Source organism: Candidatus Bathyarchaeota archaeon, from assembly GCA_026014725.1.
In the GTDB taxonomy this organism is placed as follows: Archaea; Thermoproteota; Bathyarchaeia; order Bathyarchaeales; family Bathycorpusculaceae; genus Bathycorpusculum.
In genome coordinates, this window is sequence record JAOZHV010000011.1 from 13,292 (window position 1) to 28,400 (window position 15,109).

23 protein-coding genes are annotated in these 15,109 nt (G+C 42.1%); 6 read left to right on the forward strand and 17 right to left on the reverse strand.

All coding sequences use genetic code 11. From position 1 onward, the window contains the following. Positions 1-19: 19 nt before the first annotated feature. The 4 genes from NWE95_01805 to NWE95_01820 are packed head-to-tail and all read right to left on the reverse strand — an operon-like array spanning position 20 to position 1,097. Positions 20-349, reverse strand: coding sequence for a hypothetical protein (locus NWE95_01805; GenBank protein MCW4002634.1), 330 nt, complete (start codon positions 347-349; stop codon positions 20-22). Further along, on the reverse strand, positions 342-578 hold the full coding sequence (locus tag NWE95_01810) for a hypothetical protein (GenBank protein ID MCW4002635.1): 237 nt from the start codon (positions 576-578) through the stop codon (positions 342-344). The genes NWE95_01805 and NWE95_01810 overlap by 8 nt, the downstream gene beginning before the upstream one ends. After that, positions 565-849, reverse strand: coding sequence for a hypothetical protein (locus tag NWE95_01815; protein ID MCW4002636.1), 285 nt, complete (start codon positions 847-849; stop codon positions 565-567). The genes NWE95_01810 and NWE95_01815 overlap by 14 nt, the downstream gene beginning before the upstream one ends. Beyond that, complete coding sequence (locus NWE95_01820; GenBank protein ID MCW4002637.1) at positions 849-1,097, reverse strand: hypothetical protein; 249 nt, start codon at positions 1,095-1,097, stop codon at positions 849-851. Before NWE95_01820 ends, NWE95_01815 begins: the two co-directional genes overlap by 1 nt. A gap of 110 nt (positions 1,098-1,207) precedes the next feature. Between NWE95_01820 and NWE95_01825 the strand changes: the two genes are divergently transcribed. Continuing rightward, positions 1,208-2,494: a hypothetical protein gene (locus tag NWE95_01825; GenBank protein ID MCW4002638.1), complete on the forward strand. Its 1,287-nt coding sequence runs from the start codon at positions 1,208-1,210 to the stop codon at positions 2,492-2,494. Here the strand turns inward: NWE95_01825 and NWE95_01830 are convergent. Further along, on the reverse strand, positions 2,485-2,865 hold the full coding sequence (locus tag NWE95_01830) for a hypothetical protein (GenBank protein ID MCW4002639.1): 381 nt from the start codon (positions 2,863-2,865) through the stop codon (positions 2,485-2,487). The two genes, NWE95_01825 and NWE95_01830, sit on opposite strands and share 10 nt — an antisense overlap. Before the next feature lie 301 nt (positions 2,866-3,166). On the opposite strand from NWE95_01830, the gene NWE95_01835 reads away from it, so the two are divergent. Further along, complete coding sequence (locus NWE95_01835; protein ID MCW4002640.1) at positions 3,167-3,844, forward strand: HAD family hydrolase; 678 nt, start codon at positions 3,167-3,169, stop codon at positions 3,842-3,844. A 45-nt stretch (positions 3,845-3,889) separates the two neighbouring features. Here the strand turns inward: NWE95_01835 and NWE95_01840 are convergent, their stop codons facing one another. Both NWE95_01840 and NWE95_01845 read right to left on the reverse strand, forming a co-directional pair. Beyond that, a complete protein-coding gene (locus NWE95_01840; protein ID MCW4002641.1) occupies positions 3,890-4,282 on the reverse strand; it encodes a hypothetical protein in 393 nt (130 codons plus the stop codon). After that, positions 4,213-4,896: a hypothetical protein gene (locus NWE95_01845; GenBank protein ID MCW4002642.1), complete on the reverse strand. Its 684-nt coding sequence runs from the start codon at positions 4,894-4,896 to the stop codon at positions 4,213-4,215. The genes NWE95_01840 and NWE95_01845 overlap by 70 nt, the downstream gene beginning before the upstream one ends. Positions 4,897-5,042: 146 nt before the next feature. Here NWE95_01845 and NWE95_01850 point away from each other — a divergent pair, with 146 nt between their 5' ends. After that, positions 5,043-6,554: a hypothetical protein gene (locus tag NWE95_01850; protein ID MCW4002643.1), complete on the forward strand. Its 1,512-nt coding sequence runs from the start codon at positions 5,043-5,045 to the stop codon at positions 6,552-6,554. Positions 6,555-7,244: 690 nt separating this feature from the next. Here NWE95_01850 and NWE95_01855 read toward each other — a convergent pair. Further along, a complete protein-coding gene (locus NWE95_01855) occupies positions 7,245-7,580 on the reverse strand; it encodes a winged helix-turn-helix domain-containing protein (protein MCW4002644.1) in 336 nt (111 codons plus the stop codon). 74 nt (positions 7,581-7,654) lie between these two features. Between NWE95_01855 and NWE95_01860 the strand changes: the two genes are divergently transcribed. Continuing rightward, positions 7,655-7,930 (forward strand): hypothetical protein, encoded by a 276-nt coding sequence (locus NWE95_01860; GenBank protein ID MCW4002645.1) that lies wholly within the window; start codon positions 7,655-7,657, stop codon positions 7,928-7,930. Positions 7,931-7,962: 32 nt separating this feature from the next. On the opposite strand, the gene NWE95_01865 is transcribed toward NWE95_01860, so the two are convergent. The 6 genes from NWE95_01865 to NWE95_01890 all read right to left on the reverse strand — a co-directional run bounded on the left by NWE95_01865 (position 7,963) and on the right by NWE95_01890 (position 11,287). Further along, positions 7,963-9,615 (reverse strand): type IV secretory system conjugative DNA transfer family protein, encoded by a 1,653-nt coding sequence (locus NWE95_01865; GenBank protein ID MCW4002646.1) that lies wholly within the window; start codon positions 9,613-9,615, stop codon positions 7,963-7,965. Positions 9,616-9,801: 186 nt separating this feature from the next. After that, the gene (locus NWE95_01870; protein ID MCW4002647.1) at positions 9,802-10,014 is read right to left on the reverse strand and encodes a hypothetical protein; all 213 of its coding nucleotides are present in this window, start codon (positions 10,012-10,014) and stop codon (positions 9,802-9,804) included. Next, positions 10,011-10,241: a hypothetical protein gene (locus NWE95_01875; protein MCW4002648.1), complete on the reverse strand. Its 231-nt coding sequence runs from the start codon at positions 10,239-10,241 to the stop codon at positions 10,011-10,013. Before NWE95_01875 ends, NWE95_01870 begins: the two co-directional genes overlap by 4 nt. 11 nt (positions 10,242-10,252) lie before the next feature. Next, complete coding sequence (locus NWE95_01880) at positions 10,253-10,540, reverse strand: hypothetical protein (protein MCW4002649.1); 288 nt, start codon at positions 10,538-10,540, stop codon at positions 10,253-10,255. Between the two features lie 4 nt (positions 10,541-10,544). Beyond that, positions 10,545-10,748: a hypothetical protein gene (locus NWE95_01885; protein ID MCW4002650.1), complete on the reverse strand. Its 204-nt coding sequence runs from the start codon at positions 10,746-10,748 to the stop codon at positions 10,545-10,547. 188 nt (positions 10,749-10,936) lie between these two features. Beyond that, complete coding sequence (locus NWE95_01890; protein ID MCW4002651.1) at positions 10,937-11,287, reverse strand: hypothetical protein; 351 nt, start codon at positions 11,285-11,287, stop codon at positions 10,937-10,939. A 177-nt stretch (positions 11,288-11,464) separates the two neighbouring features. Here NWE95_01890 and NWE95_01895 point away from each other — a divergent pair, with 177 nt between their 5' ends. After that, positions 11,465-11,944, forward strand: coding sequence for a class I SAM-dependent methyltransferase (locus tag NWE95_01895; protein ID MCW4002652.1), 480 nt, complete (start codon positions 11,465-11,467; stop codon positions 11,942-11,944). On the opposite strand, the gene NWE95_01900 is transcribed toward NWE95_01895, so the two are convergent. Genes NWE95_01900 through NWE95_01910 form a run of 3 tightly spaced genes read right to left on the reverse strand, consistent with a single transcriptional unit; the run spans position 11,925 to position 14,428 of the window. Further along, entirely contained in the window at positions 11,925-13,364 is a 1,440-nt protein-coding gene (locus NWE95_01900) for a DNA methyltransferase (protein ID MCW4002653.1), read from the reverse strand. The two genes, NWE95_01895 and NWE95_01900, sit on opposite strands and share 20 nt — an antisense overlap. 54 nt (positions 13,365-13,418) lie before the next feature. Then, positions 13,419-13,766: a hypothetical protein gene (locus NWE95_01905; protein ID MCW4002654.1), complete on the reverse strand. Its 348-nt coding sequence runs from the start codon at positions 13,764-13,766 to the stop codon at positions 13,419-13,421. Beyond that, positions 13,763-14,428, reverse strand: a complete 666-nt coding sequence (locus tag NWE95_01910; protein MCW4002655.1) for a hypothetical protein — start codon at positions 14,426-14,428, stop codon at positions 13,763-13,765. The genes NWE95_01905 and NWE95_01910 overlap by 4 nt, the downstream gene beginning before the upstream one ends. A 487-nt stretch (positions 14,429-14,915) precedes the next feature. Here NWE95_01910 and NWE95_01915 point away from each other — a divergent pair. Continuing rightward, positions 14,916-15,109, forward strand: a 194-nt coding sequence (locus NWE95_01915) for a hypothetical protein (GenBank protein ID MCW4002656.1), incomplete at its 3' end; no start/stop codon positions are given.

The window sequence follows — 15,109 nt, forward strand, 5'->3', positions numbered from 1 at the left end:
TGCCTTCCCGCTCAAAGAACTATTTAGAGACCTTGTTATCAATCATGGACCTTATTAGAGTCTGCCCGCCATTGTTCGCCCTAAGCTGAACGCCCGCCACAGCAAGCTGAGCGCATGCGCCTGCCAGATCACCAAGGTTTGAGTCACCGCCCGATTGGGGCTGAAGACTTTGTATTATTTGGTCGGAGTTGTTGATTCGTCTTGCCCAGAAACCAGTTTTTGATTCTACGTCTATAAAATAGCGGGAGAGCTCTATTTGAGCCTCCACATCTCCGTTGGGAAGGAATTTGCAGTTTGCTTCGATGAGAAGACGTTTTGATATCTTTTCCTTGAAAACTGCGCTAAGCATGTTTTTTTGCTTCTCCTATTTTGATTTTTGTCTGCACCTGTACCGTTTCCCTGACTATGAGGTCGCCCAGTGGATTTTCAATCCTCTCAAACGTTTTATGATAGGCTATGGGGTTTGGTCGCTCATTCGTCGCAGGCAATACTCCGAAAACCTCTATGTGATCGCGTTCTTCGGGCGCCATTCTTAAGACTGCTGCGGTTGCCTTCCTTCTCAGTCTATCGCCTTTCAATCTTCTCACCTATCGGGAACATTCTTGGCTCTTTCAGGCTGTTGTTTTGCACCTGATACTGCGCAAGAGCCAGCGTCAACTCGTTTTCCCTAATATCAGTTGTACGTACTATTGTGGACATGACGTCATCTGCAAATGATGTTCTCTTCCCTGACCAGTTGCAACTGGCTTCCTTTGTTTTTGTCGCTGTCAAATAAAACTCGCCATCTTCAATGTCTATTCTGCCATCAATGATAACCCTGCAGGTTGCGCGATATTTCGGGTCGAACATCAGTACACCTCCTCCAAGTCCTCTGGATCAACATCGGGGAAAACTTTGGTGGTTGTCATGGTCTCGGTCAATGTTCTTCTGCCTGCGTCATATTCCCTATGTTTTTCCACGCTCAGTCCAGATTTTGGTTGTACGAACTCTTGCTCTGAAGTGTTCATCTTTTCTGTGGGCGAATCGTCTTCTTTTGCAACCCAAGCACATCCTGCGCCTGTCAGCGCGAAAAGTGCCAGAATTATCAAGTCTATCACGTTGCAAGCCTCCCTTTCTTTTTATGTTCTATTTCAGACATTCTTTTCATCGCCTCACGATATAGTTCACGAGAAAAGGCATAAATATTGCCTGCAATTTTAGGGAAATTATGTCATCCGAACCATGGCCCCCTCTAGTTAAGCTCTTGTTGGCAATCTCTGAAAAGGAGCCAATTTCAGGAAATGGATTGATATCCTATTTGGTGCAACAGCTTAGAGTGTCAAGGCACACCTATGTAAAAGCGCGTAAGAGCGCAATATCTCAAGGATTGATAAAACATGTTCCTACAGGTAAAGGTCGTTCAGCCCAATATCTTCTAACTGAAGCAGGAAGAGCATATCTGCACGAATTGGAGGAATCAACAGTCAATCAAATAAAAGGTTTCTCACATAATAGGTATTGGTTCAGGTTTGGCGAAGGAGAACTAGGCAGAATAGACTTCTCCATTAAATCAAACTTGCCAGCTCCATTTTTAAATGGGAAGTATTACCAAGAAGGCATTCTAGAACTGCTTTTCAACGATCTCAGTCAACACGTCCCATTCAATCCTAGACTTCCAGGTCAACCATATTCAAAAGAAGAGTTTGATATAGACACCGAGATTAATGTGCGGATTTCTGCAAAGAGAGTTGATGGCGACATAGTTTCCCTTATGAGGGAACTCTGGGATGCTGAAAATGATGGAAAACTGGAGAATCCGACGACAATCATGGAAATAGACAAAACAGTCTCCCGCAATCCTGAATCTTCTAGAAAAATTGTCAGTTGGTACCTTTCCAACGTGTTTGGACGTTTAGAACCAGATTTGGAATATGAGGAAGAGAAACCTGAAGAGTGGTGGTTGGCACCTTTTCCTTGGGAAATTTTTGACTTCGACTCAAAGAAGTCAGACGATCCTGGTTCTTGTGATTATTGGGGTTCATTTATTTTCGAGCGTAAGGAAGAAGCAACTAGAAACCTACAAACTTTTTTTATGTATGTTGGTGCTAAAGAGTCGAACTTGATGAGTCTCAAAAACGTACTGCTTTTCAACAGGGAATTTCTGGGATCAGAAATCGATGATTCCACATTCTTGAATATCTGGGAGAAAGTCAGGGGAAGGCGTCCAAGTCCAGTAGATTATGCAAGTTATTTTGCTGATGAGCCATTCCATGTCTTTGGTCTTTCAAGTCTGATAGATGAGAAAATTTATAAAAAGTGGGTCCTTGTTGATCGTCCACGCGAATGTACTCATGATATCGCATCTTTCTTAATTGCCGTTTTCAGGAAAGCTTTCCGCTGGTCAAAGAAAAGAGCTAGAAAGACTTGGCGTGAGATAAGTCAAGCCGTGTTAAGATATGCAGAGGATTATGTTAGACAAACGAGATTTGATATTATTGAAAAAAGTCAAGGATAAGCCTTTCTGTGAAACAGAGACGTAATATCGCCTCTCTCTAATATTGATCTTAACCATTTCTTGTGTCTTAAGTCAACTTCCTCTCCCTTAAGCGTTATTTCATACCCCGATTCGATCGTACCAACTGAGAATCTTATCATTTCTTGTTCAAGTTCTAATGTCTGGGGATTAAAAGAAGCTTCCATGTTTATACATCTCAATTTACTCGGGCTCCCAGTCAGTTTGAAAGCAACTACGTATGTAAGATAACGGTTCTCATCTTCTACATATTCTGCACCTGAATCAGAATAGTTGAGTGAAGAACCAGATGGTAGGTTAAGGGATGTAATCTCCCTAAGCAAGTCCTTGTGTTCTTCCCAAAACGGTCCCATATCCAAATAGCCTATTGCTGATTTCTTAACTATGAATCACATCAACATCCTTTACTAAATAGATACATTAGTTGTACGAAAAAAGATTTAAAGACCAACTCTATCGAGAAAGACCCAGATGTCCCTGGAATTGCCCTCAGGATGGAAAGATATATCCTGAGAATGTATAATTACCGTTTTGTCTTGTTTGAATGAGCTTGAAAAGGCACAATTTCTGCTGTTAATGACCAGAGTTTAAAAACAGTGTCGTGCATATTAGACTGTATTAGACATACATTCAATTAATGAGCCTCGATTTAAAATGGTGCAATCACAAATCCCAAGTCATCTCCAATCAACAGTGCACGCTAGCATAGAAGCTGTTCTTTTTGATCTCAGCGGTACCCTCCTTAACGATCTACCAACAGTATACAGAGGTTTTGTAGACCTCCGCAAGACCCGCAAGAAGAATCCGCCATCTCTTAATCAATTTAGAAAAGAGTTCAAACTTCCCTATACGGAATTTCTCGAAGAGAAGGGGTTCGCCAATATTGATGACGCCATTAGCTTTTGGAAGGCTAGATATTCAAGCTATGGGGATTCTATTAGGCTTTTTGGTGATGTGAAACCTGCTCTGAAAATGCTTAAAACACACAGAGGAATCAAGCTTGGCGCTGTCTCTCAGACTCCAAAAGACAAAGTAGAAGAAAACCTCAATAGGTTCCAGATCCGCGATTTCTTCGACGCAATTGTATTTGACAATTGGAAACCTAAGCCTAATGGATTGATGCTTGCCTTGGAGGGGCTTAACATTGCGCCTCGCATGAATGTTATTTATGTGGGAGATATGCGGGAAGATTGCCAAGCGGCACGTTTAGCTGGCATTACTCCTTGGGTAATATACCGTGAAAAAGGTAGTTTTCACGACCTAGACACATTAAGGAAAGCGAGTCCAGCTCGTATTATCAAAAGCCTTGCAGAACTTAATTCACTGTTCTAAGAGCGATGGGGGTCGAAGTCTTTAGTCTTACATTTTAAGGGTATTTCAGAGTTTCTTGATTTTCTCTTTGAGATTGTGAGAAAGTTTTTCCAAGTGTTCAATTGAGAGAGAACGCAATTTGTCTATTGTAAGTTTAGCACCCAACATTTCCTGATACTTAAGAATCACAAAAATCAGGGCTTTTCTCTTCGGGTCCAAGGAAAGCTTGGACCAATCATCCAAAGCTTTATCACCGTTCTTTTCTGGTCTGGTCGTATGCATTTTTCCAAGTGGAACGAGTTGAATATTTAATATCTTTTCACCACTCTGAGTGGTGATTTGATTCCCGCAAAAATGTGTCTTCCTTACTTGTTGCAGATGTTTCTGTGCTAGATTTTCGAAAGAATACTCGAATATTTTTCCATTCTTATTAGTTTGCCCTCGGGCTGTATAAGCCATGTCATCCAGCAAAGCTCTATTGGTTTGTATCTGGTTGCTAAACCAATCTCTCCAACTTTCCTCACAAACTCTATGTCGTCATCCACTGGCTTATGGCCAGCCTTTTCCAAAATCTCGTTTATTACCCTCTTAACAATCTTGTCGGGCATCACAGTATCCACACCGCCCATCATTCTTAAGTATTGAAATGTAATTATGCCCACTCCTCTAATCTTTCCGATTGGGTTTTCTTCCCATTTTTCTATTTCAGCATTTCTTGCCCAAGTTCTTAGCGCTGTTTTGTCATCGTTGCTAAGGGTTGATAGGTAAGATGCAATGTCTTTAGCGATAACCCATGACCTTTTGTTTTTCCATACCAAACTCAGCGCGCCTATGTCTGCTTTAGCCAAATCTTTCAGGTTTCTTATGCTTCCGTTTTCAACAAATTTCTCGCGAAATTCTTCCACCTTTGGAACAACCGCCGTGAAGTAGTTCAGACCGATTGATGTGAAGGCTGCGTCCACAACCATCAAAACTACGCTTCCGCTCCATCTTTCCGTTCTGAGGCACCTGTTGCAATGTTTCCTTAGTCCAGCTACTTTTCGCATATGGCTGTCAACTAATTCCTTTAACATAGACACAACCTTTCCAATCAGTGGATGGCAAATATAGTATTTCCTGTTCTGATTTAATAATTGTAGACTGGATGTTTAATTGCTTGTTAATCTCCTTTTTTCGTAGTTTCAAAACTTTATATTAAAAATGCCTTAAAGAGTAAGCCATGGTTGTCTCCAATAGAGTGAAGATTGCCTCTGCAGCGCTCATTGCGCTATTGAGTTTAGGCACGGCTTATTATTTCAGAGACTGGTTTGATCCTTTGTACAGGGAGATGCGCGCAGAATTTTCAAGCGACCCGCAGGTGAATATGGACATAGGAGTGCTGGCTAAGAGTGCTGCCGACCTGTACAGGAACCTTGGCATATCCAGCGTGTCAAGGCAGACTGGGAATGCGATAAGAAACTGCACAATAGCAAACATGCAGCTGGGACTGCCTCTGGACACAAATGCGCTGAAATACCTCATAAGCGCTACAGAGAAGAGCGGGGACATAGTTGATTTTGCGCCTGTGAACATCACTGACATGAATGGTAAAGTCTACAGCATACAGAGCCTGAACATAGCTAGAGACACTTGGATGATAGCTGAGAACCTCAGGAGGAACCCGCAGTTGGTGGAGAAGGTGAAGTGGTATCTGGCTCTAAGCGCTATGGCGCAGCAGAACGGCTGGGACTTCTTTGACAATCCCGGCAATCCCAACTACCCGGCGACTATGATGAAAGCCATGGGAATGAAGGCGGACGATCCTAGGGTGTGGGAGATAGTAGACCAGATGAGAGACTGGCTGTTCAACGAGGACAGAATGGGCTTCCCATTGGACCTGCCACACATTTCCAACTCCACAGACAAGAAGATATGCTACTCGGTGCTTTTTGAGCTACCGACAGAAGTTAGTGATTTTGATGCATCTCCATGGATAACTAATGGAGTTCGTGTATGGAAACAACACGAAGGTTTAGATGCTATGAGATATTATGTGAAACAGATGTCCAGATTTTACAACGAAATAATGAAGTTATATCCAGATGGTAAATTTTATGAAGAAAGAATTATCAACGATGTATTGGTTTCAATTGCATATGATCCAAGACGAGAATTTTATTATAGACTGGCTGACAGAGCAGGATATGGGCATAAGGAATCTGTGGCCCTATTCTTAGGTGTTGATATATTAGAATTAAACATACGAGATATGTATAAAGCATCTGAAGTTGTCAAAAACTGGAATGGAATAGATTCCTACTTGGATGAAAATTGGGAGAATTGGGATTTGATAAAGTTCATTGATGGATACAGAGTAGCAAATTTTGGGATTGAAAATAAAATATCAAGAGACGCTTTGAAAGTTTTGTTGAATGCATTTGGCATACCTTGTATTCCAGAAGCCAGTATTAATGAAGAATATGCCCCAGACATTCAGTCATATCTTACTGGTTTAGACTCTGCCTTTCTAGGCATGCCAGATAGAGTAGTACAACATTTGAAAAATAAAGTTCAGGGCTATCTAAGTATTCCAGGAAATGGATTGCAACCTTTGATTATATCTAAAGATGGTATACAAAAAGACATAGATTATGGCATCCAAAATCCAAATCATACTCTAAAATATACGGACGTCTATTTACCCATTAGAGGAGACAAAATCTACCTGTTAAGAATTGGGAAAAAAGGCTGACCATACACTTTTGAAAAACTGGAAAATCATGCTTACAATGTCAGGTTGAGACTCTGGAGCAGTTGAGTTGCCTTTAATCCATTGGTATTCCCCATTTTCCACTATGCATGTGTATTCGGCGCCTTCAACTTCTAGAGTTGCGCCAATAGAATCTTCACCGCAAACATGCCACTCCCCTGGGCTGGATGCCTTGCAAATATATTTGTTATTGATAATAGTACCTTGAGGTTGACAACTTCCTGGGCATGATACTACATCAGGACATGTACAACAATATGAAGATCCACAATCACTAGAACTTCTACATGTTTGAGCACATGTACATCTGCCACTAATACATTGAGGTGCATAACCTCCACAATTAGTAAACATGCAATCGGATGCTGTAGTGCAACCGCAAACGCAATTGTCAAGGCATCTGGCGCCATAGGTCGTTGTGCATTTATGTGGTACTAATGTGCCTGGTGCTATGTTGTTGCATGCCGAAGCTGCGCCACAAGCCGTCTTGCACAACCCATCTCCATCTATAGCTCCTACTCCGCCATTTCCTGTAATGTATATTCCAGCCCAGTCACCATATACTTTGGCCTCCCTGCCGTCTACGCATTGTACGCAAGACGCTTCATCTGCCAGCCAAGTTCCAGCTAATTAAGAACAGTAAAATAATTAGAGAAATTACGAATATCCGAGTTATCTCGCCGGTATTGGCTTCTTCATCTTTTCTGCTTCTTTCTCAGCTATCTGAAGCGAGAGCTTTGTCTCGTATTCTATGAGCATTTTAACCATCGGGTTTTCTACGTTTACTTTGTATAGCGTAGCACGCCCAATCTTTCTAGTTGCAGTAACTAAACCGAGTTGTTCCAAGTCCTTGAAGTATTTGTAGAACGTGAGCTTGCTCATTCCCAAGGCTTCCACTATTTCTTTCTTCGTAAAGTCGTTCAGCTTGTAGTTTAACAAGTAGTCCAATATCCTGAGTTTGGGTGAACTGCCTAAAGCTTTAATCAGCAACGAGTCGTAGTCTTCCATTTTACCACTGTAATATTTTATCTAACTAAAAGTATATATACATTACCGTTTAAAGGTATTGTTAGTGTACTCATATGAGACGGGACTACGGCGACTCTGAAGTCAGGGCTTTAATCATGGACTGGCTGGAGCGGCATGGAAGATGGGGCGCCCACTATTTTCCGTTAGATACCCTTGTTAACAAGCTTTCCCATGTGGTTAAAAACGATGGAAAGCGGATAAGGAAGGTAGTTAAAAAACTTTTAGACGAGGGATACATACTTATCCATAAAGGCGGAAATACAATATCACTAAACCCGACCAGAAGCAGAGATATAGTAGAGTACATAACAAGAGTCATGAAACTATAGGTTTGTTGCAGCTTTTGCAGTTTAGCAAAACGTTAGATGCGCATCATTCTATGCTTTATGAAAAAAGGTTCAGGATACCAGTAAGGACTGAAAACATAAGAGCAGGCTTTTGGCAGCCTTGTTATAAGTTTTGAGCTCGGATGAAGTGTTACTTCCTTGAACCTTTGCATCTCTGTCTCGCTCATAGCTGCCATTATGAAATACGTACCAATGTTACGCACTTCTGGAGGAATGCTTGTCGAGTATTGAGTTACGAGAATGAATCCAACTCCCCTCTTTCCTAACTCATTTATGCAGTATACGAGGTTCTTAGCTTTTAGTAGCCTAGTCTCATCAAGCACGATCAATCGTCTCAGTTCATTTGTCTCTGGCCAGACTGAAGCTTCACCATATATCTCTTGTAGATAATTGGTGATGTCTGTGCGGCCCCTTGTATAGACTATCTTCAATTGGTCATTTTCTTTCAGTCTTTTTGACAGAGTACCATGGGGATCAAAAACTACCACTTCAATACCATTAGCTCTAGCTTCGTTAATGATTATCAAGGATAGAAAGGATTTGCCTATACGTGTCTTGCCGAAGATTATTGCATGACTGGTCAATACGTCGAGAGGAAAGTAGACCACTCTTTTCATGAATTTTCTTTTGACTACTGACTTGACAACATATCCCAGTAGCGCTTTTCTCGACCCTTTTTTCGAGATTTCTTCACCGGGTATGTGTATCTGCTCGTCTATAGGCTCTTCTGTCGGCAGTTCAAGCACCAACGTGAACATCTTTTTCAGGGCTATTGCCACATCTTTGTCAGAACCGAATCCAGCGACATCTTCAGACAAAGCTAAGCAGTAGTATCTCCTAGCTTCACGAAAAAAGGGAAAAAACTCTGGGTTAAAGACAATGATGGGGTCTCGGACATCGGAGCATTCCACAAAATACGTCTTATTTATCTCCATCTTGGCGCTGTATTTTCTGCTTACGATCTCTCTTAGGCAATCTGCCATGCTTTCCTTTGCATCGGTATAGACATAGAAGAATAGTGCGGTAGCGAATAGGTTCCTCTTGATTAGGAAGTAGGGTTTCAGATGCTCTTTTATCTCATTTTCGAGCGATTTTGTCTGTTCAAGGAATCTGCGTGCGTAGTCCTCCTCTTCCTTCATCTGTTTCGGCAAATGCTTGGGATAAGGTCCGCCCATGACATGGGCTTGGCTTTGTTGATTTACCTGAATCCTCAGCGTATCGGCTTTCTCCTTATGATACTCATAGTTCCTCCTTGCCCAGTTGCGCCTGCCTTCCAGCTCTTCGGGGACATCCGGTTCAGTCTTGAATGGCGATTTGCTAATTGTAATTAAGACAGCTTTGAAAACCGGACTCCTCGACAGATGGTCAAGCAGGCTTGCAACCGCACGCCACTGAACATCCTTCTCAAAGCTTAACCCGAACCTTCTAACGTAATTCTCCTTGTCCACAACTTCCTTGGCAGCTAAACAGGCAATTCCAATGTATTTCCCATCTTTTTCAATGACGCCCACAGCCTTTTCTTTGTCCCAATACTGCCTGACTTCGGGCTGATACGGCACTAATGTGGGTGGCGCACCTGTGCCTTTCTCTATGCTTCCCTCTCCGTATCTCTGTCTGTATGCCCACATGTACCATTTGGTGTAGTCATCCATTTGGTCTTCCTTCAAGCAATCACCTATCTTGAGGTTGTATTGATCAAAATCCAGCCACGTTTCGAGTGAGAGAAAGCACCTTTCGTATCTATCTTTGCTGTCTTTTCTTCTCTGCATCTTCTCCTTTACCTATTTCTCTTTTTTCTTCTTTCTCTCTCTTTTTCTTCTTCTCTAATTTCACACAAATAATAACACACGGAGCTATCGCCCTTCGCCGTTCTTCCCTGCGCTGTCATGAGGCTCCTTGTCCAGTATCCTGTTAAGAATCTCGCAGTTCCCCTCTTCATCCCTCCAAACATCCACAACTGAGCCGCATTTCTCACAGACTGGCAGGTCATCGTTCCACAGAATCCTCCAAGCATCTATTCCATCATCGCTTCTGAATTCCTGACACTTTGCACAGTAGCCCCTCATTTTTTCCGCTCCCCATCCTCTAAAGGCAGAACGTAGAACTCCCAGCTTGCGGCTTTGCCAAACTTGTACTTGAGGTTCCAGTCTATTTCCGTCAAGATTATGTCGAAAAGTTCGTTGGCTACATCTTTCTTTTTGATATCTTCAAATCTGCGTCCGCGCTCCTTTGCAAGGTACCTTCTCAATGCATTCGAAAGGCTGTTGCTAAGCATTATGATGTACTTGTCCATTTCTAAATCCCTCAGATGATTTCAAAATCGACGCATGTCTTGACTAAGAGTATTGCCTCCTGCCCTAGCTTCCCCTTCAGTTCCCTCAACTGATCTCGCAGGTTCATGTCGTACTGTGAAACCGCGTTGATTAGGATTGACTCTTCCGTGGTTCCCTTAAAACATCCATTACCCCTGACTAAAGTGTAGCCTTCAGAAAAAACATTACCAGCCCATTCTCTAACCATACTGATGTAACTCTCTGTAAGTCTCCTTGAGTCGCTGTCGCTTCCAATGTATATGTCAACCCTGTAAGGCACGCCGTCACTCCTTCATCAAGTTCCTCTTAACGTAGATGGTACTGTTCTCGTAATCGTTAACGATCTCTATTGCACCATTCTTCTCCAAGTCGTCCAGAGCGTCCAAGGAGAATAGATAGACTTTGAGTTTTGCGTAGGCTGTTGGATCCTTTTCAACGTAGTTGTCTATGTCTGAGTTTCCAGTACAGAGTATACAGTCCCTCGTCAAACTGCTTCAACACTTTAAGTGCCAATTTTCGATCAACAGGCATGTAATCACCCTAAACAGAATGGAGAGAGCATATCATCAGCCTTATCGAGAGAAGGAATTCCGATTATGCCATGTTTCAGACAGCAGGTTCGAATACCCCTTCTCTTAGAATTATTCAGACCATTGTACCTAAGGTAGAGCAAATCTTATCTGAGTTGCTGGCGGTAAATCCACTTTTTCAATCGAGAGAGAGCGTGTTGCTCTTGTTCACTAATTTGCTCGCTGTAAACGCCTATTGTTTTAGCTTGCTCCGGATGGTACTTGGAAAACAGGTATGAGTAAATGTGATACCATCTCTCCGAAAATGGGACTGATAGGCTGGCTGTGTGCAAGTAGATCATCGCTTCATAGTCGGTGGCTGTTTCAGCAAGTGGAGTTGATAATCGCTCTATTTCGATTTTGGTTTTCATATAATCAGTCACCATGTCTTCCATGCCTTGAAACACAACGATCGGAGCAAATATCCGCTTGATCTGTCTTTCAAATTTGTCAACCATTCACTCGCCTAGAGCAGATTTGATTTGAAAAAAGAATGAGGATTATTGGCGTGCAAAAAGCTGTTGCTTCCTTATCTAAACGGAAGAAAATTTTTCACCTATCAATAACAAAAATCTCTTTCAAACCTATTTCTTATTTCGGATCGGCTGCAAATCAAGGAACACAAGGTTGAAGAAATGAATTATGAGATCAACAAATGCATAACGGGGCATTGGGCATGCCCGAGACCTCATGGCAAATACACCGAGACTTATCCGCCCACGTTTCTGCAAAGGTTAGACGCTTTGCTGGGTCCGTGCTCTAACAAGAAAATCTTGCACCTCTTTTGTGGTTCAAGCAAATTTGGCGATTTAAGAATCGACATGAACCCAGACGTTAAACCCGATTACATCATAGATTTGAGCAGGGACAAACTACCTTTTAAGAATTGCACATTTGATATGGTTATTGCAGATCCGCCTTATCATGATTTTAAACCATATTCTTTTGTCAAAGAGGCGGTCAGGGTGTTAAAGCCCCTAGGCTTCCTGGTGATTGTACACTTTCTGGTGTACATCGTTCCGAAAGGTTGCGAAAGATGGGCATGCATTTCGGTTGGTTGCGGCCCAAATACTAGAATGAGAGCATTGAACATCTTTAGAAAAAACTTGGCTTAAAAGATTGCCGGCTCTCTAAATCTATTTGTGGCTTTCTGAAAACTAGAATGTACTCATGAACCTTTAATGCGTGAAATCTTTTTGTTCCCTTATTTGCCTCAGCCTGTGCCTTCTTGGCCAAGTTAAGCATCCAAAAGCTTGGGAAGTACATTTTGTTTATTATTATGTCGTGCAAATCAAACCCCGCTAACTGGCAGAGTTTTATCGTATCGGCTCCTATCGGAATAGTCTTCCAACATCTTTGAATATCTTTGACAACAACTACCATGAACTTTCGAGGTTTGAGGACTCGATAACATTCAGAATAGACTTTGAGCATCGCCCCAAGATACGTTTTTCCTGTAGTGTTCCCGATGTTTTTAATGTCTTCGGAGTATCGACATGTCTTCGCTAACTGCGGATCTCTCAAAGCTATGCCGCCCACATGCTTTGAAGAGTTTAAAGCGCCTTCATAAGGTGGACTGAAAACAATTGAGCCAAACTCGCTGATGTTTCCAATATTCTCATGCTTGGAAGAATATGGAATCGGCAAATTCTTCTTTGCAGCAAAAGGTCTGTTTCTTTCTGTTTGCAATTCTTTAGTTGATTCTTCACATATAATCGAATTTTTGCTTCCACCGCCTTTAGTGATTGACAATGCATCATTGTAGGGTGGGCTTAATACGATAGAGCCAAACTTCGGAATGTTTCCGATATTGGCTGAATCTGTAGAATATCCCTGGAATCGTTTAACCCTATCTTGGTAAGAAATTTTCTTGCTCCTTGAGTGAGGCCCTTCGTCCCCCCTTTTCAGAGCGTTGAAATATGGTGGGGAGAAAATTATCGACCCGTAATTCTCAGCCTGCCCGATATTGCTTTTATCGCCATATCTAAGCTTTGCGATGCTTCCATTGCTCCATGCTTCGGTCATCTTTTTTTGCAGCTTAAGTCTCCATGAATACTTGCGGTTTGCATTTTTACCTGCAGCATGTCCTATGCCTTCAGAGTATGGAGGACTGAAAACTATTGAACTAACCTTTGGATTGTTTAGACAAGATAGATTTCTTGCGTCTCCCTTGATGCATATAGCCCTGCCCAAATTTCTGTTCTGGTAGAGCTTCTTCAGATGAGCGATGTTCTTGTTGGCTTGATTTACAAACTTCTTCTCGTATTCGACTCCGACTGCATCCATTCCCAAAAGCTCAGCTTCAATCAACGTAGTTCCTATGCCAGCCATAGGATCCAAGACCGGCGATTCTCCATAGAGCTGCAAAATGGCTCTGGCTAAGCATGGTCTCATCTTTGCGGGATGATCATTGCATAAATAATGGCTTCGTTCACTTTGAGGGTGAACAACGCCAAAATCCCAAACACTGACTAAAATCTCTCTTTTGCCAGACTTGTTTATCGGATGCTCTGTCGTACCGTTAGGAAACCTCACTTTTAGAAGATTGTAACTCTTCCATTTTTCTGTTACCGAAACAGAAGGGTTCCGTTATTTCCCTTCAGCATATTCTACAAAGATGTCAAATGCGCCTGCACTTCCTGACGGGTATAGGTCTAATGAGACTTTGTCATTTCTGTAAATCTCTTCTCTGAAGCTTATAGGAACGACTTTCAATTCACCATAAACATCTCTATACGCTTCTAAGACGCCATTGGCGAAGGAAGTGAAGTCTATGGTTTGCGGATACTCCACAGTTTGAACAGATTTGCCAGCGATGATTATTTCTGAGCGTCCCTCGGTCCAATATAGTTTCAAAGAGATTTTTCTGGGCTTCTCTGCGAAATACTTAGAGACAACATCTTTTACAATGCTCTTCGGGTTCTCACTGGATTTCATTTGACTCCCTTCTTCAGTCGATCCTGCAGTTCAGAAAGAGTCTTGTCTCCCAATTCTTCCAATAGGTTAGCAGCGTCATGATCTGTCTCTATGGTGCGCTCTGGAAAAAGCTCAGCTAGTTTATTCAATGAAGACTCGTCAAATATCATGTTTCTATACCACTTCGCATTGTTGTAGTCCACTTCGTTCTTTGCTTTGGCAACAAGAAGGGCGGCTGGAATCGCCTGTTCCTTCTTCACGTAAAGGTCATAGTTCTGATAGAAGACGTTGGAACTTCTTGCGAACACGCGAGCGTAATCAATGTTATTTTCCTCGAAGAGCTTTCTTACTCTTTCGTCAAATTTCTTAAGCATCTTTTCGCTCTCGTGATAAGCTAGAAGCTCAGCAGTATTTACCAAGGCATACTCATTGCTCTCTGTCTCGTAATAGCCTCGCCAAGGATCTGTGCTGTGCCATTTAGCTCTGAAAATGCCCTTCGTCTCGTTTCTTGTGTAGCTTATGATGTGAGGGCAGTCTTCTCTGTTGAAGTAAACAGTTACTACAGGATCATCCTCGTAGTAGCACGATTCGCACAGAGGCTTTCCCTCGTAGTAGGTGGCGTAATCACCGTAGAAGAGTTCACTTTCATCATCGATTTTTTCCTCACAGACGGAGCATTTCATAAATTGAGAATAAAATCAAGATGGGATTAAGTTAATCGACAAGCAGAACTCCATTATTTCACAGGCTTAATCGTGGCCATTGGTGATTATTTACTCGATATTATTCTAATTAATTCCTTCAGTTCAGCAATTGTATGCCCGCATTTTTTTCATTTTTCAGTTTTTAAAGGCTCGTACATAGTAACAAAGGCTTTGACTTTAGGTTCTGAGGTTTCTTGTTCAACAAGCAGTTTTCTGACTTCCATTCTGTTCCAGCAGCCACAGCTAGGACACTTCATTCTAAGTTTTGGCATCGTACTTAGTTAGTACCCCATATTGAAAAGATTTTTGGGTAAATACAATCCTAGTTCACGGCGCTACATGCGATACTCTTCAACCAAGTCCTGGCTATATATTCACACAGTTCACTGGTGATGGGTGGTGCGGGCAAGCAGGATGCAGATATCCAGACCAACCCACAAGTAGCATTGGTCCATTCAGCGTAAGAATGGGTGCATATGCTGACGGCACATTTATTACTAACTTTGCGAAGATAGCAGAGTGCCAAAGCGACAATGACTGTTCAGGCTACGATCCAGACACTCACACTAAAATGGTTTGCAGATGTCCTAATACACTAGATTGTAGTTTACTAGGTGACACTTACAAATGTGAAAAAAGCCTAATTGTGCAAATAACAAT

Coding starts and splice junctions, on each gene's coding strand:
- NWE95_01870 (MCW4002647.1), bottom strand. CDS start 10,014: ATGAGGGGCTACTGTGCAAAGTGTCAGGAATTCAGAAGCGATGATGGA.
- NWE95_01850 (MCW4002643.1), top strand. CDS start 5,043: ATGGTTGTCTCCAATAGAGTGAAGATTGCCTCTGCAGCGCTCATTGCG.
- NWE95_01840 (MCW4002641.1), bottom strand. CDS start 4,282: ATGGCTTATACAGCCCGAGGGCAAACTAATAAGAATGGAAAAATATTC.
- NWE95_01845 (MCW4002642.1), bottom strand. CDS start 4,896: ATGTTAAAGGAATTAGTTGACAGCCATATGCGAAAAGTAGCTGGACTA.
- NWE95_01890 (MCW4002651.1), bottom strand. CDS start 11,287: ATGGTTGACAAATTTGAAAGACAGATCAAGCGGATATTTGCTCCGATC.
- NWE95_01860 (MCW4002645.1), top strand. CDS start 7,655: ATGAGACGGGACTACGGCGACTCTGAAGTCAGGGCTTTAATCATGGAC.
- NWE95_01905 (MCW4002654.1), bottom strand. CDS start 13,766: ATGAAATCCAGTGAGAACCCGAAGAGCATTGTAAAAGATGTTGTCTCT.
- NWE95_01875 (MCW4002648.1), bottom strand. CDS start 10,241: ATGGACAAGTACATCATAATGCTTAGCAACAGCCTTTCGAATGCATTG.
- NWE95_01830 (MCW4002639.1), bottom strand. CDS start 2,865: ATGGGACCGTTTTGGGAAGAACACAAGGACTTGCTTAGGGAGATTACA.
- NWE95_01825 (MCW4002638.1), top strand. CDS start 1,208: ATGTCATCCGAACCATGGCCCCCTCTAGTTAAGCTCTTGTTGGCAATC.
- NWE95_01815 (MCW4002636.1), bottom strand. CDS start 849: ATGTTCGACCCGAAATATCGCGCAACCTGCAGGGTTATCATTGATGGC.
- NWE95_01805 (MCW4002634.1), bottom strand. CDS start 349: ATGCTTAGCGCAGTTTTCAAGGAAAAGATATCAAAACGTCTTCTCATC.
- NWE95_01910 (MCW4002655.1), bottom strand. CDS start 14,428: ATGAAATGCTCCGTCTGTGAGGAAAAAATCGATGATGAAAGTGAACTC.
- NWE95_01895 (MCW4002652.1), top strand. CDS start 11,465: ATGAATTATGAGATCAACAAATGCATAACGGGGCATTGGGCATGCCCG.
- NWE95_01835 (MCW4002640.1), top strand. CDS start 3,167: ATGGTGCAATCACAAATCCCAAGTCATCTCCAATCAACAGTGCACGCT.
- NWE95_01855 (MCW4002644.1), bottom strand. CDS start 7,580: ATGGAAGACTACGACTCGTTGCTGATTAAAGCTTTAGGCAGTTCACCC.